This is a genomic window from Nonomuraea composti, from assembly GCF_012034275.1.
Lineage (GTDB): Bacteria > Actinomycetota > Actinomycetes > Streptosporangiales > Streptosporangiaceae > Nonomuraea > Nonomuraea composti.
Genome location: NZ_JAATEP010000015.1, coordinates 202669 through 216351, shown reverse-complemented (window position 1 = coordinate 216351; position 13683 = coordinate 202669). Strand labels below are relative to the sequence as shown.

Sequence of the window (13683 nt, the reverse complement as noted above, 5' to 3'; positions counted from 1 at the left end):
GGCCGCGCCCTGCGTCAGGGAGACCAGACCCGACGCGATCGCGGCGAGCTGATCGGCCCGATCGGCCGGAAAACCCGCCGACGCCGCCAGCGGCAACCCGTCGGACGAGACGACCACCGCGTGCGCCACGCCCGGGACCGTGCTGACGAAGTCCGTGATCAGCCAGTCGACGCCGCGTGCCGCGTGGCTGAGGTCGTTCATGCGCCCTCCTCTCTCTCACTCTGCTTCGGGCCCGCCGGCGGGAGCGCCCGGCCCTCGCTGATGTCGTCGCGTGCCGCGCGGAAGCCCTGCTGGAAGCTGGACAGCCGGTTGCGCACCCGGTCCGGGGAGACCGACGGCAGCGGGATCACGCCCTGCGGGGAGGCCGCGGTGTCCGCCGAGCCGGGCACCAGGTTGGCCTTGGGCACCCGCTTGGGCAGCCCGGCCGCCGTCGCGCCGTCGCGTACCGGTTCCACCACTGCCTCCGCCGCGCTCCAGCCCGCGTCCGCTTTCGAGGAGCCCCAGCTCGCGCCGTTCGTGTCGCGGCCGAACCAGGCGGACTCGACGGCGGCGAAGATCGGCAGGTAGTCGTCGCCGGCGGACGCGGGCGGTGCCGCCGGCATGGGGTCGGTGCCGGGGTCGGGCTCGGAGTCCTGCAAGCCGAAGCCCGGCCGTTGTGGCGGGTTGGTGTCCTGGCTCCAGCCACCTGGGGGCGGCGCGGGCACGGGCCGCCGGGGCAGGCTCCGGTCGCCGTTCTGGGCGGGGCCACGTGGCGGCGTCCAGATGTCGCCGCTCTGGAAGCCGGTGCGCGGCTCGGCCGGCCACGCGGAGGGGTCGGGCTGCCAGGAGTCGGGCTGCCAGGGGCCGCCCCAGTTGCCGCCGCCTTCGGGGTTCGACGGGAACGACGGGTGCCCGGGGCCCATCTGGAACGTGGGCTGCGGCCAGTCGGTGGCCGGCGGGGCGGGATGCGGCCCCGCGTACGGCTCGCCGCCCGGCTCCCCTGCCCCGGCTCCCGCTCCGGCGAAGGCCGGCGGCTGGTCGCCGGAGAACGGCGGTGGCTGGTTGCCCGAGAAGGACGGCGGCTGGTTGCCGGAGAAGGACGGCATCCCGGCGAAGGCCGGAGCCCAGCATGTTCTCGGGGATCAGCACCATCGCGGTCAGCCCGCCGGAGCTGTGCGGGCGCAGCTGGACGCGGATGCCGTGCCGGTGCGCCAGCCTGGCGACCACGAACAGGCCCATCCGCCGCGAGACGGACACGTCCACGCTGGGCGCCTCGGTCAGCCGCTCGTTGGACTGGACCAGCTCCTCCTGGGTCATGCCGATGCCGGAGTCGGTGATCGACAGCATCACGCCGCCGCCGTCGATCCGGCTGCCGGACACCGTCACCCTGGTCTCACGCGGCGAGAACGACAGCGCGTTCTCCACCAGCTCGGCCAGCAGGTGGATGACGTCGTTGACGGCCTGCCCGGCCACCGACACGCCGTCGGGCACCTGGAGCACGACCCGCTCGTAGCTCTCGACCTCCGACAGGGAGGCCCTGGCCACGTCGACGAGCTTGACGGGCTGGCTCCACCGGCGGGGCGGGTCCTGGCCGGCGAGGACCAGCAGGTTCTCGCTGTTGCGCCGCATGCGGGTGGCGAGGTGGTCGAGCTTGAACAGGTTGCCGAGCCGCTGCTCGTCCTGCTCGCCCTGCTCCAGCCCGTCGATCAGGGTGATCTGCCGCTCCACCAGCGTCTGGCTGCGCCGCGACAGGTTCACGAACATCGCGTTGACGTTGGACCGCAGCCGCGACTCCTCACCCGCCAGCCGGACCGCCTCGCGGTGCACCTCGTCGAACGCCCGCGCCACCTCGCCGATCTCGTCGTGAGTGTCCACGCCTATCGGCACCACGGGGCCGACGCTGCCGTCACCGCTCTCGCGCAGCTGCCGGACGGTCTCCGGCAGGCGCTGCCCGGCGATGTCCAGCGCCTCGCGGCGCAGCCGGCGCAGCGGCCTGATGAGCGAGCGGGCGATGAGCGAGATGATCGCGAGCACCACGATCAGCAGGAGCAGGATGAGGACGCCGGAGATCAGCGCCGAGCGGTTGGCCCCCTCCTCCAGCGCTCGGGCGCGCAGGATGACGGAGGAGGACAGCTCCTTCTCCACGGTCCGCAACGCGTCGATCTTGCCGGTGCTGACCTCGAACCAGGTGGCCACGTCCCGGTCGGGGCGCAGGCCGATGCTCAGCTCCTTGCCCTCGGACGCCTGCGCCATGGCCCGCAGCCGGAACAGGTCGGTCTGGTCGACGTCGCGGCCCACGACGGTGTTGCGGTAGAGCTCGAGCTGGTCGAGATTGGCGAGGACGCCGAACAGCGTCTCCTCGCTCTCCTCGCGCGACTTGGCGTCGGTGAGCGCGTCGAGCTCGCCGCTGTCGAAGCCCTTCTTGTCCAGCGCGCTGGCCAGGATGCCGCGCTGCTTGGACGCCTGCTCCTTGGCCCGCGAGATGGCGGACATGGCGCTGGCGCTGTCGGCCACCTGGTCGTCCACCGCGACCTGGCCGACCTGGTCGTGGAACTGCAGCAGCCGCGCGATGATCTGCGAGTACTTCTCGATCATCGGCAGCGGCTGGATCTTGCCCTTGACGGCCGTCTCGCGCAGCGTCGGCACCTCTTCGAGCCGGCGCAGCACCGGGCGCACGGCCTCGGCGTGGGTGTCGGTGAGGGCGAGCGCGCGCTGCTTGGCGCCCTCGATGAGGCTGTTCACCTCGTTGTGGGTGGTGTTGAGCTGCGCCTCGCGGTCCTTCGGCCGGCCCTGGGCGATGTAGAGGGCGGTCTCGTCGCGTTCGAAGGCCAGCTCGTGGGTGACGGCCCCGAGCTGCTCGCTGAGCTCGGCGACCTCTCTGAGGGTCTGGTACGTGTTGGCGTCACTGAGTGAGGTGACGACGCTCAGCCCGCCCAGGCCCACGGCGACGGCCGTCGGGACGACGATCAGCGCGACGAGGCGCGATCGCACATGCCAGTTGCCCAATCCGAATCTCTTCGATGGCGGATCGGACAGCCGTCGCTTCTGATGGCCGTGCGGCTCGCGGTCAGCGGAAGCTTCAGCGCTCTGCGTTCTCACTTGCCTTCGCAACCTCTCGCCCTTGGGGGGGATTTCTCGGGGACATGCGGGGTTTCACGTAGGGCAATTGCGTTCCGTCGAGATAAGCGTCATTTGAGCACACGAGTCGACCATGGCCAACCACTACTAGTGCCTTGATGAGGTGTTTATCCCTAGATGTCCAGAAAATCTGGCGGAATCGGTAAATGGCCTTCTACCAGCGGATATGCGGCAAGGATCGATCGTTCCGCGAGCCCCATCCTGACTCGCAGAAAAGATCGTGTGAACACCACGTCAGTAACCGCGGCCCCGCAGTCACCTCCTTTCCCAAACCGGACAAACGCCAACTTTCTTACGGGTCGTCAAATTTTCACGATATAGCGGCAATCGGACATTGCAACCACAAGTGTTATCTTCGCGATAATGACCACCTATTAGGTGCTACGGTCAATCCCTGTTGTGCGTCAGGCACACAGCCCCCGGGAGCAGAAGCCACCCGGTCCCCCCCTGGCTCCATCTGAAGGGAGTCCCTGACATGAGGCTTGGCCGTTCCGCCAGAGCCGCCATCATCGGGTTCGCTTTGACACTCGGCGCCGTGGCGTGCAGCACGGGCACCGAAACCGCCGCCAGCGCCCCGCCCTCCGCCTCCGCCGGCGGCGGCCTGGAGAAGACGAAGCTCAAAGTCGCGACCCTGCCCGCCATCGACAGTGCCGCCATCTACGTCGCCATCGACCAGGGCCTGTTCAAGCAGGAGGGCCTCGACGTGACGCCCGAGGTCGTCCAGGCCGCGCCCGAGGCCATCCCCATGCTGGTGAAGGGCGAGATCGACGCCATGTTCGGCAACTACGTGTCGATGTTCGCCGCCCACGACAAGCAGGCGCTGAAGCTGCGCATCCTGGCCGAGGGCTCTCGCGCAGCCCCCGACTCGCTGAGCATCATGGCCCTGCCCACCTCGCCCATCAAGACGCCCAAGGACCTGGAAGGCAAGACGATCAACGTCAACGTCCTGCACAACTTCCAGGAGCTCGCGCTCACGCAGGTGCTCAAGGCCAACAACGTCGACCCCGCGACCATCAAGTACGTCCAGGTGACGTTCCAGAACATCATGCCCTCGTGGAAGGGCGGCCAGATCGACGCCGCCTACCTCGGCGAGCCCATGGTCACCGCCGCCACCTCCACCATGGGAGCCCGCAAGATCCTCGACCCCGCCTCCGGCCCCGCCGCGGAGTTCCCCATCTCCGGCTACGTCAGCAGCCAGGAGTGGTACGACAAGAACCCGAAGACGGCGGCCGCCTTCCAGCGCGCCATCCACAACGCGGCCAAGCTCATGGAGAACAACCGCGAGGTGGTGGCCAAGGTGCTGCCGAACTTCACCCAGATCGACGCCGCCACCGCGGCCACCGTGACCTTCCCGTACTTCTCCAGCAGCGACAACCCGGTCCGGCTGCAACGGGTCGCCGACTGGATGTGGGAAGCCAAGTGGCTCTCGAAGCAGATCGACGTCAAGTCGCTCATGTCGCCCACCACGTCCGGGTGAGCACTGAGACCCTGCCCCGTCCCCGCCCGGCGGCGTCCTCCCGCTGGTACCGCCGGGCGGCCGGGGCCCTCGCCTTCGCCGCCCTGATCGAGCTGGTCAGCAGGACCGGGCTGGCCGACCGCGAGTTCCTGCCGCCCGCCTCCGAGATCGTCGGCCGGGCCGTCGCGCTGCTGCTCGACCCTGCCTTCCGCGCGCACGCCCTGACCAGCCTGCTCGCGTGGGCGATCGGCTTGTGCCTCGCGGCCCTGCTCGCCGTGCCGCTCGGCCTGCTGCTCGGCAGCGTGCCGATCATCGACGCGGCCACGCGCTCCGTCGTGGAGTTCCTGCGGCCGATCCCGTCCGTGGCGCTGATCCCGCTGGTCGCGCTCGTGATCGGCACCGGCCTGCAGCACCGGATCACGCTCGTCGTCTACGCCTCGCTGTGGCCGATCCTCTACAACACGATGTACGGCCTGCGCGGCGTCGATCCCCTGGCCAAGGAGTCCCTGCGCGCCTACGGCTTCGGCCCCCTGGCGGTGCTGCTGCGCGTCTCGCTGCCGTCGGCCGCGCCGTTCATCACCACCGGCTTCCGGCTGGCCGCCGGCGTGGCGCTCATCCTGACCGTCAGCACGGAGATCGTGGCCGGCCGCGGCGAGGGCATCGGCGTGTTCGTCTTCTTCGCCGGCATCGCCGTGCCCGCGCGCATGACCGACATCCTGGCCGGGGTGTTCTGGGTGGGGCTGTTCGGCGTCGCGGTGAACGCGCTGCTGGTGGCCGTGGAGCGGCGGGCGTTCCGCTGGCACCACGCCCGGCTCGGGGAGCGGTCATGAGGCCGGCGTTCCGCCGGCACCACGCCCGGCTCGGGGAGCGGTCATGAGGGGGCGCGGCATGCGGGCCGCCGTCTTCCGGACGCTGGTGCTGGTCGTGCTCGTGCTGCTCTGGGAGGCCGCCACCCGGCTCGCGGCCAGCGCGTTCTTCCCGCCGCCCAGCACGATCGTGACCCGCATGCACGCCATGTGGTTCTCCGGCCCGGCCGGCCAGGGCTTCCTCACCGACCTGGCCGTGGCGAACATCCTGCCGAGCCTCGGCCGGATGGCGCTCGGGTTCGCCGGGGGCGCGCTGGCCGGGGTCGTGCTTGGGCTCGCGGTCGGGCTGTCGGCGCGGGCGTACGACTACCTCGACGGCGTGCTGCAGTTCCTGCGCGCCATCCCACCGCCCGCGCTGGTGACCGTCTTCCTGGTGGTGTTCGGGTTCGGGCTGCGGATGCAGCTCGCGTTCATCATGTTCAGCATCGTGTGGCCGGTGCTGCTCAACACCGCCGACGGAGCCCGCTCGGTCGAGCCGCTGCACCTGGACACGTGCCAGGCGTTCCGGCTGTCGCGCGCCGAGCGGCTGCTGCGGGTCGTGCTGCCCTCCGCGCTGCCCAAGATGTTCGCCGGGCTGCGGCTGGCCCTGTCGCTGTCCCTGATCGTCATGGTCTTCTCCGAGCTGCTGCCCGGCACCACCAACGGCATCGGCTTCCAGCTCACCGACGCGTACGCGACCTTCGACCTGCCCGCCATGTGGGCCGGGATCGTGCTGCTCGGCATGCTGGGCTACCTGCTCAACGAGCTGTTCCTGATCGCCGAGCGCCGCGTGCTCGGCTGGCACCACGCCGCCCAGCAACTCGTCGACTAGAGTCCCCGACGGGGACGACATCGGGAACGGCGTCTGGCACGGCATCGGGGACGGCAGCGCATCCGGGGGCATGACCATGAAGACGATGATCGTGGGCGGGGGCATCGGGGGTCTCAGCACGGCGCTGAGCCTGCACGCCGCCGGTCTTGACTGCGTGGTGATCGAGGCGGCCCGCACGCTGCGGCCGCTCGGCGTGGGCATCAACGTGCAGCCGCACGCCGTACGCGAGCTGTCCGAGCTCGGGCTCGGCCCCGCGCTGGCGGAGCTGGGCGTGGAGACGACGTTCATGTCGGTGGCCGACCGGCACGGCAACATCATCATGGCGCTGCCACGGGGGCGGTCGGCCGGCTACCGGTGGCCGCAGTACAGCGTGCACCGGGGCGAGCTGCAGATGCTGCTCCTGGCGGCGGTCGAGCGGCGCATCGGGCCCGTGCGCACCGGCGTCCGGTTCGAGGGCTTCGAGCAGGACGGCGACGGCGTGCTCGTCACGCTCCGCCAGGACGGGCGGGTGTCGCGGGAGCGGGTGGACGTGCTGGTCGGGGCCGACGGCGTGCAGTCGTCCGTACGCGCCCGGCTGCACGACCCGGCCGGCGACCCGCTGCGGTGGGGCGGCATCAGGATGTGGCGCGGGATCGGCGAGAGCGACCAGGTGCTCGACGGGGCCACCGTGCTGGCCGGCGGCTCGAACTCCGCCGCGAAATTCGTCACTTATCACATCTCGGCGCGCAATCCGCGGCTGCTCAATTGGGTGGCCGAGGTAAAGGTGGCCGAGCCGGGCATCGTCGCCGACGCGGATTGGTCGCGCACCGGCAGCCACGCCGATGTCGCCCGGCATTTCGCATCGTGGAAGTACCCGCTCGTCGACATCCCGGCATTACTCGCCGCCACGAAGCGGATACTCGAATACCCGATGGTCGACCGCGACCCGCTCCCCCGCTGGGGCGAGGGCCGCGTCACCCTGCTCGGCGACGCCGCCCACCCCATGTACCCCATCGGCTCCAACGGCGGCTCCCAGGCCGTGCTCGACGCCCGGTTCCTGGCCCGCTGCCTGGCCACGCACGACGACCCGGCGGCGGCGCTGGCCGCGTACGAGGCGGAGCGGCGCCCGCCCACGTCGGCGCTGGTGCTCGCGCACCGCTCGCTGCCCATCGAGAAGACGATCAGCCTGGTCACCGAGCGGGCACCCGGCGGGTTCCGCCACGTCAGCGACGTGCTCACGGCCGAGGAACTGGCCGCCATGGAGGCCGCCCAGCGCGGCATCTCCGACGCCGACGTGCGGGCGCTGAACGAAAGGGAGTCGTGGAGTGTTTGAGCCTGTGGCTCCCATGACAGGCCCGATCGTGCGAGAGTAAGATCGCGCCAGAATAGGTTTACCTGACTGACATGTCCAGCATTTACCGCTCCGCTAGAGTCAATTCCGACTCTCAAAGAGTTGCCCGTGCTGACCGCGGTCTCGCCCCCTAGGAATTCCATTGCTCGAGATAGACAACCTTTCCCATGTGTACGGCGGCGGTACTCCCAACGCGCACCACGCCATCGAAGGACTCAACCTGAGCGTCGCCGCGGGCGAGCTGCTCTGCATCGTGGGGCCCTCGGGCTGCGGGAAGTCGACGCTGCTCCGCTCCATCGCCGGCCTCATCCAGCCGACGGGCGGGCAGGTCAGGGTGGAGGGCAACCTCGTCCGCCAGACGCCGGACAACCTCGCCGTGGTCTTCCAGGACTACAGCCGCTCCCTGTTCCCCTGGATGTCGGTCGCCGACAACGTCGCGCTGCCGCTGCGCCGCAAGAACATGGACAAGAAGCAGCGCCGCGAGGCCGCCGCCGAGGCACTGGAATCCGTCGGCCTGGCCGGCGCGGGCCGCAAGTACCCGTTCCAGCTCTCCGGCGGCATGCAGCAGCGGGTCGCGATCGCGCGCGCCCTGGCCTACCGGCCGACGCTGATGCTCATGGACGAGCCGTTCGGCTCCGTCGACGCACAGACCAGGGAAGACCTGGAGGACCTCGTCCTCAAGGTGCGCGGCCACCACCAGATGACGATCGTGCTCATCACCCACGACATCGACGAGAGCGTCTACGTCGGCGACCGCGTGGTCGTGCTGTCGAAGGCGCCCGCGCACGTGGTGGGCGACCTGAAGGTCGACCTGCCCGCGCCCCGCGACCAGATCTCCACCCGCGAGCACCCCGACTTCGTGCACCTGCGCGCCGAGGTCGGCCGCCTCGTCCGCGGCCACGCCACCGTGTAACGCCCCTCGCGTACGCTGGGGTGCCCTCGCGTACGCTGGGGTGATGGAGGATGTCTTAGCGGGCCTCGGCGGCACCTGGACCTTCAGGTCGGAGACGCTGACCATCACCCCGGGGCAGCGCGGCGCGCCCCGGCTCGTCGCCGCGCTCGGCGAACGCGTCGTTCCCTACGCGGCCCTCGCCGACGTCACGCTCACCCGAGGCCGGCGCCGCACCGTGGTGCTGCGCGTGGTGCCCCGTCAGGGCGCCGATCCCGTGCTGACCGCCGCGGCCGGGCAGCTCAAGGCGTCCGCCGACCCGTTCCGGCTGGTCCTGCCCGCCGCCAAGGAGACGCTCGCCGACTACTACGCCGACGAGCTGCGCGCCGCCCTGACCGGCCGCGACCCCGCCGACCGCTTCCTCATCGCCGCTCCCCCGGTGCCGCGCGCCTTCAAGGGCTGGGACGGCGCCGCCTCCTTCGACGGCGACGCCGTCACCTTCACCTGGTTCTGGTCCGGAGCCTCCGCCGCCAAGTACGCGGCCGGCGACCAGCGCTACCGCGTCACCGACCTCGACGGCGTCGAGTGGCACGCCCCCGAGGGGGCCAGCGGCTCGCTCCGGCTGAAACTGCGCGGGCGGCGCATGCCCTCCGACCCGAACAAGGATCCCGCCTCCGTCACCTTCAGCCTCGGATGGGGGGCCACCCACCACTCGCTGCCGTTCGCCGCCGCCGTCCTGGCCGCCATCCCCTCCCCCTCCCCCGCCGCCTCCGCCCCTTCGCGCCGTCCGCAGGCTTCGGTGGATCGCGGGCTCCAGGTGGCCGAGCTGATCGCCAAGCTGGGCGAGCTGCGGGACGCGGGGGTGCTGTCGGAAGAGGAGTTCCAGGCCAAGAAGGCTGAACTGCTGTCACGCATCTGAGCGTGCCGTCCGGTGCTGGATCGGCCGGACGGACGAGCCGGATCGGCCGTTCGGCCGAATCCCTGTGACGTCGTACGCGAGCAGCATGGTCGACCGTGAACCACGCACTGCTCGCGCTCCTCCTGACCCTGCCCCCGGCACCCGCGCCCGCGCCGGCGTCCGCCTTCACGCCCTCGTTGCCGCCCGGCTACACCGCCGGCTCCGCGCCCGCCCTCACCTCTGACTCCGCGCCCGCCCTCACCCCCGCCTCCGCTTCCGCCCCCACCCCCACCCCCACCTCCGCGTCCGCCTTCACACCCCCGCCCATCTCCTGGCGGCCGTGCGGTGAGCGGCAGCAGGCCGAGTGCGGTTCCGTGGAGGTGCCGCTCGACTGGGACGTCCCGGCCGGCCGCACGATCAAGCTGTCCGTGGCGCGCCGCAAGGCCACCGGCGATCGGATCGGCACGCTGTTCTTCAACCCGGGCGGCCCCGGCGGCCAGGCGGCGATGCTGGTGCGCGACTACCCCCAGTACGCGGTCAGCGCCGAGTTGCTGCGCCGGTTCGACGTGGTCGGCATCGACCCGCGCGGGGTGGGCGAGAGCGCGCCCGTCACCTGTGACCGCCCGGTCCACGACCCGTCCGTGACGCAGTTCCCGGAGACCAGGGCCGGCTACCGGGAACTGGTCGCGCACAACCGGGCCGTCGGCCGGAGCTGCCTCGCCGCCACCGGCCCGCTGCTGCGCGAGATCGACACCACGAGTGTGGCCCGCGACTTCGACGCCGTCCGAGCCGCCCTGGGCGAGTCGAAGATCAGCTTCCTGGGCAAGTCGTACGGCACCATGCTCGGCACCGAGTACGCCCGGATGTTCCCCGGCCGGGTCCGCACGATGGCCCTCGACGGCGCGGTGGACCACAGCATGGATTCCGACCGGCTGGTCACCGACGCGGCGGTGGCCGTCGAGGACTCTTTCGACCAGTTCGTCCGCTGGTGCGCCGCAACGCCGGCGTGCGCGCTGCACGGCCGCGACGTCGCCCGGCTGTGGGACGACCTGCTCCTCAGAGCCGAACGCGAGCCCATCCCCGTCAAGGGCGGCCGCCCGCTGACCGGCGAGGAGCTGCGTCACGTCACCTACGTCTTCCTCAACCAGCTCCCCGAGTACGGCAACGGCCTGGCCAACGCCCTCGTCCAGGCGGAGCAGGGGGACGCGCAGATCCTGGCGTCCATGCGCGCCTCGGTCCTGGACGACGCGGCGAGCACGTCGGCGTACCGGTCGATCCTGTGCCTGGACATCGCGCCCGGCGTCACCGGCTACCGCGACCTGCGCGCCCGGCTCGACCGCGTCAGGCGGCTCGCCCCGCACATGAAGGGCACCTCGGAGTTCTGGGACATGACGGCGGGCTGTCTCGGCTGGCCCGTCCGGCCGACGAACCCGCAACGCCCGCTGCACGTCCGCGGCGTCCCGCCGGTGCTCGTGGTCGGCAACACCCACGACCCCGCCACCCCGCTGTCGTGGGCACGCAGCCTGTCGTCCCACATCGACGGCTCCGGCCTGCTCGTGAACGACGAGAACGGCGGCAACGGGCACAGCGCCTACCTCAGGACGTCCTGCGCCACGTCCCGCATCGACGACTACCTGACCTCGGGCACCCTGCCCCCAGCGGGGACGGTCTGCCGCTAGCTGCACCCACCCGGTGGGGCGCCGGCACGGGTGACCGGTCGCTGACCTGTCAGGTCGCCGGCACGGATGGTCGATCGCTGACCCGATGGGTCGCCGGCACGGGTGACCGGTCACCGGCCGCCGAGCTCGACGATGGCCCTCCACGTCGCCCGATCCTCCAGGTGACCGAGCAGGTAATGCGCGAGGTCGGCCCGCGACAACGCGCGGGCGCGTGGCAGGGGCCCGTCGGCGGATATCCGGTAGGTCCCCGTGAGCGCCCCGTCGGTCAGCCTCGGCGGCCGGACGATGGTCCAGTCGAGGCCGCTGTCTCTGACGATGCCCTCCATCCGGGTCATGTCGGCGTACATGTGCCTGTAGAGCGGCCGCACCGCCCCTCCGATCAGCAACCGGCGCCACAGCGGCGCCGAGGGGGACAGCGCGAGGGCGGCCGACGTGACGCAGGCCAACCGGCGCACCTCACCGTCCCGCATGGCCGCGATGACCCCGATCATGCCCTGCGAGTAGACCGTGGTGGGCCGCCGGTGCGCGCTCCCCAGGCACGACAGCACGGCATCGTGCCCCGCCACCTCCCGCCCCCAGCCGCCTTGGGGCTCCAGCACGTCCCCATGCACGACCGTCAGGCGGTCGCGCCCAGGGATGGCGGCGGGGTCGCGGACCAGGGCGGTCACGTGGTGCCCGGCGTCGAGCGCCTGCGCGACGAGCTGTGCCCCCGTGCCCCCGCTCGCCCCGAGCACGAACAGCCTCACACGCTCACCCGCCCCCGCCGCGCCGCCGACGCGAGGAACACCGCGACCGCCAGGACGACGAGCGTGACCAGGGCCATGAACATCTGTCCGTGCAGGCCGAGGACGAACTGCGTCTCGTCCCTGAACTCCGGGTCGTAGGTGGCGGTGCCGGGGAACAGCAGCGCGGGGAACATGCTCGCCCACGGCACCGCCACGATCCCCGCCGCCCACAGCAGCCGGGAGTGCGTGTCCCCGCGCCGCCCGGCCAGCAAGGCGAGGGCGAGTCCGCCGAACGCCAGCGACGTGACGATGTACTGCGCGTCGTGGAACTTCGCGTGCGGCGGCCAGGCCGGATTGAACAGGTGCTCGTGCGCGGTGTCGTACAGGACCAGGTCGAACAGCAGGGCGCCCAGGGCGGTCTCGACCGCCATGAGCGCGATCAGAACCCTGGGCAGCGTCCAGTGCCGTGTCATGCGCATCCCCTTCAAATGTAGTGGCTACATCACTATAGTCACTACATTGATAGAACATTTACAACGATGTAGCGACCAACCCCCACCCCCTACGCTGGGACCATGCACCAGACCTCGCCCCCGACCCGGCGCGACCGCAAGAAGCAGCAGACGCGGCAGTCCATCGGCGAAGCGGCGATGCGGCTCTTCCTCGACCGCGGCTTCGACGCCGTCACGGTCGCCGACGTCGCTCGCGAGGCCGACGTCGCCGTCCAGACCGTCTTCAACCACTTCCCGACCAAGGAAGACCTGTTCTTCCAGGAACGCGACGCCTACGTGTCGCTGCCGAGCACGGCCGTCCGAACCCGCCGCCGCGAGACGGAATCGGTCGCGCAGGCCCTGGCCCACGGCTACCTGCGGCTGCTCGCCGACTACCACGTGGCCGGCCTGCTCGGGCACGGTGTCGAGTACCAGCGCACCCTGGACGCCAGCCCCGCCCTGCGGGGCAGGGAGCTGGAGCTGCGCCAGGAACGCGAGCACCTGCTCGCCGCCGCCCTGACCGAGGAACCGCCGCCGCTGGGCGAAGGGCTGCGCCCGAACCTCATGGCCGCCTTCGCCTCGGCGGTCGATCGCGTCCTGGACACGGAGATCCGCCGCCGCCTCCTCTCCGGCGAACCGGCCGAGCAGGTGCAGGCGGCGGTGGAGCCGAGGGTCACGGAATTGTTCGGCGCCGCCGAAGCCGCCTGCCGAAATACTTCGTGACTTCGTGTTCACGCCTTCGCGCCTTCGTGCCTTCACGCGTTCGTGCCTTCACGCCTTCACGCCTTCACGCGTTCGCGCCTTCGAGACGAGACCGGGCTCCCCCTGATTGCCGTTCGGCAAGGTAAACGTCTCGCCGGAGCTCGAATTGGCTTACTCCACGCGAATTCCTCGGATAATGCGTCAGAGCCGCAACTTAATCTCGTCCTATGGTTCGCGTCAGGGCGCATGAGCGGCGCCTCAAGAGCGGCAAGGTCACCCGAGTCAGATCCCACGAGCGCCGCGCCCCCGGCCCGTCCTCCACCTCGTCCAGCCTGTTCCTGATCGTGCCGGGCGTGCTGGTCTTCTTGGGGCTCGTGTTCGTCGGCGTCCAGGCGCTGGGCCCTTCCACCCCGGTCGCCTCCGAGACGGAAAAGCCGGCGCATTCCCAAACCGCCGCGCCGGCCGCCCTCCCGCCCGGCCCCGAAGGAGTTCTGGCCGGCAAGCTCCGGCAGGCCCGTACGAATATCGGCCTGTCACAAAGCGAGGTGAGTGCGCGCACGGGAATCGCCGAATCGACCATCAACGATTTCGAGCAGGCCCGCGCCGCCCCGAGCGCCGACACCCTGAAGAAGCTGTCCAACGCCTACCAGCTCTCGCTCAACGAATGGACCGCACTCGAAATCGCACGGGCCGAGCTCCGATGAGTTAGCGCGCCGCCG

Annotated in this window: 13 protein-coding genes; 9 read left to right on the top strand and 4 right to left on the bottom strand. The window is 70.9% G+C overall.

Annotation, left to right across the window (positions count from 1 at the left end):
* The coding region (locus HCN51_RS22855; protein ID WP_168011501.1) for a roadblock/LC7 domain-containing protein at positions 1 to 201 on the bottom strand (201 nt) is incomplete at its 3' end.
* A 15-nt stretch (positions 202 to 216) separates the two neighbouring features.
* Positions 217 to 2970 (bottom strand): nitrate- and nitrite sensing domain-containing protein, encoded by a 2754-nt coding sequence (locus HCN51_RS22850; protein ID WP_168011500.1) that lies wholly within the window; start codon positions 2968 to 2970, stop codon positions 217 to 219.
* 622 nt (positions 2971 to 3592) lie between these two features.
* Here HCN51_RS22850 and HCN51_RS22845 point away from each other — a divergent pair.
* The 7 genes from HCN51_RS22845 (at position 3593) to HCN51_RS58150 (ending at position 11046) form a co-directional block, all read left to right on the top strand.
* Positions 3593 to 4594, top strand: a complete 1002-nt coding sequence (locus HCN51_RS22845; RefSeq protein WP_168011499.1) for an ABC transporter substrate-binding protein — start codon at positions 3593 to 3595, stop codon at positions 4592 to 4594.
* On the top strand, positions 4591 to 5403 hold the full coding sequence (locus HCN51_RS22840; protein WP_168011498.1) for an ABC transporter permease subunit: 813 nt from the start codon (positions 4591 to 4593) through the stop codon (positions 5401 to 5403). Before HCN51_RS22845 ends, HCN51_RS22840 begins: the two co-directional genes overlap by 4 nt.
* 43 nt (positions 5404 to 5446) lie before the next feature.
* Positions 5447 to 6250, top strand: coding sequence for an ABC transporter permease (locus HCN51_RS22835; protein ID WP_168011497.1), 804 nt, complete (start codon positions 5447 to 5449; stop codon positions 6248 to 6250).
* 76 nt (positions 6251 to 6326) lie between these two features.
* Positions 6327 to 7562: a flavin-dependent oxidoreductase gene (locus HCN51_RS22830; protein WP_240973123.1), complete on the top strand. Its 1236-nt coding sequence runs from the start codon at positions 6327 to 6329 to the stop codon at positions 7560 to 7562.
* Positions 7563 to 7722: 160 nt separating this feature from the next.
* The gene (locus tag HCN51_RS22825; RefSeq protein ID WP_206067459.1) at positions 7723 to 8493 is read left to right on the top strand and encodes an ABC transporter ATP-binding protein; all 771 of its coding nucleotides are present in this window, start codon (positions 7723 to 7725) and stop codon (positions 8491 to 8493) included.
* Between the two features lie 43 nt (positions 8494 to 8536).
* Positions 8537 to 9388: a DUF4429 domain-containing protein gene (locus HCN51_RS22820; protein WP_168011496.1), complete on the top strand. Its 852-nt coding sequence runs from the start codon at positions 8537 to 8539 to the stop codon at positions 9386 to 9388.
* Positions 9389 to 9483: 95 nt separating this feature from the next.
* Complete coding sequence (locus tag HCN51_RS58150) at positions 9484 to 11046, top strand: alpha/beta fold hydrolase (protein WP_206067458.1); 1563 nt, start codon at positions 9484 to 9486, stop codon at positions 11044 to 11046.
* A gap of 110 nt (positions 11047 to 11156) precedes the next feature.
* On the opposite strand, the gene HCN51_RS22810 is transcribed toward HCN51_RS58150, so the two are convergent.
* Positions 11157 to 11792 (bottom strand): NAD(P)H-binding protein, encoded by a 636-nt coding sequence (locus tag HCN51_RS22810; protein WP_168011495.1) that lies wholly within the window; start codon positions 11790 to 11792, stop codon positions 11157 to 11159.
* A complete protein-coding gene (locus HCN51_RS22805; protein WP_168011494.1) occupies positions 11789 to 12244 on the bottom strand; it encodes a DUF6640 family protein in 456 nt (151 codons plus the stop codon). Before HCN51_RS22805 ends, HCN51_RS22810 begins: the two co-directional genes overlap by 4 nt.
* A 102-nt stretch (positions 12245 to 12346) precedes the next feature.
* Here HCN51_RS22805 and HCN51_RS22800 point away from each other — a divergent pair, with 102 nt between their 5' ends.
* Both HCN51_RS22800 and HCN51_RS22795 read left to right on the top strand, forming a co-directional pair.
* Entirely contained in the window at positions 12347 to 12985 is a 639-nt protein-coding gene (locus HCN51_RS22800; RefSeq protein ID WP_168011493.1) for a TetR/AcrR family transcriptional regulator, read from the top strand.
* 206 nt (positions 12986 to 13191) lie between these two features.
* Positions 13192 to 13668, top strand: coding sequence for a helix-turn-helix domain-containing protein (locus HCN51_RS22795; RefSeq protein WP_168011492.1), 477 nt, complete (start codon positions 13192 to 13194; stop codon positions 13666 to 13668).
* Positions 13669 to 13683 lie beyond the last annotated feature (15 nt).

What these genes read in the sequence shown, in the direction of transcription:
- HCN51_RS22820 (WP_168011496.1), top strand. Translation starts at nt 8,537, where the DNA reads ATGGAGGATGTCTTAGCGGGCCTCGGCGGCACCTGGACCTTCAGGTCG.
- HCN51_RS22835 (WP_168011497.1), top strand. Translation starts at nt 5,447, where the DNA reads ATGAGGGGGCGCGGCATGCGGGCCGCCGTCTTCCGGACGCTGGTGCTG.
- HCN51_RS22845 (WP_168011499.1), top strand. Translation starts at nt 3,593, where the DNA reads ATGAGGCTTGGCCGTTCCGCCAGAGCCGCCATCATCGGGTTCGCTTTG.
- HCN51_RS22800 (WP_168011493.1), top strand. Translation starts at nt 12,347, where the DNA reads ATGCACCAGACCTCGCCCCCGACCCGGCGCGACCGCAAGAAGCAGCAG.
- HCN51_RS22830 (WP_240973123.1), top strand. Translation starts at nt 6,327, where the DNA reads ATGAAGACGATGATCGTGGGCGGGGGCATCGGGGGTCTCAGCACGGCG.
- HCN51_RS22795 (WP_168011492.1), top strand. Translation starts at nt 13,192, where the DNA reads ATGGTTCGCGTCAGGGCGCATGAGCGGCGCCTCAAGAGCGGCAAGGTC.
- HCN51_RS22805 (WP_168011494.1), bottom strand. Translation starts at nt 12,244, where the DNA reads ATGACACGGCACTGGACGCTGCCCAGGGTTCTGATCGCGCTCATGGCG.